Source organism: Paenibacillus sp. 598K, assembly GCF_003851045.1.
Lineage (GTDB): Bacteria > Bacillota > Bacilli > Paenibacillales > Paenibacillaceae > Paenibacillus_D.
The window spans coordinates 1125-1658 of sequence record NZ_BFBX01000210.1 but is presented as its reverse complement, the minus strand read 5'-3'; the positions used below and the strand labels follow the sequence as shown (position 1 = coordinate 1658).

General features: G+C 68.5%; 1 pseudogene. It reads right to left on the bottom strand.

Features of this window, described 5'->3' with window-relative positions:
• A pseudogene (locus PA598K_RS36870) lies at positions 1-534 on the bottom strand (hypothetical protein); the annotation flags it as partial.

Here is a 534-nt window from a genome sequence, read left to right as displayed (position 1 = left end):
CCACGTCGGCCACGTCGGCCGATGACGACTCTCTTAGGGCAGCGCTATGCCGCCCACCAGGGCGAGTCTCCGTATCCGAAGACGATGCGACGGCGCGCAAGCCAGCAGCCCCGTCGCTGCCCAAGACTGCTGCTGACTCAGCAGCAGCAGGACGCTGCTCGGGTGCGCTCACGACGCGCTCGCCACCGCTTGCGCTCATGCCTGCTGTCGAAGAGCCCGCATGCTCGCGACTCGCGTCCGACGCATCCTCGGGAGCTCTCACGACTCGCCCTACTCTCGCCACATCCGCCTCCTCGACGCCTGCTGCCTGCCACAGTCTGGCGTACAGTCCGCCCGCAGCGAGCAGCTGCGCCGGCGAGCCCTGCTCTGCCAGCCGCCCGTCCGCAAGCACCAGGACACGATCGGAGCGGTGAATCGTATACAACCGATGCGCGACCGTGACCGACATCCGCTCCGATAGCGCCGGCTCGACCGCATCCAGCAGCGCGGCCTCATGCATCGCATCGAGGCCCGAGGTCGGCTCGTCGAGCAGCA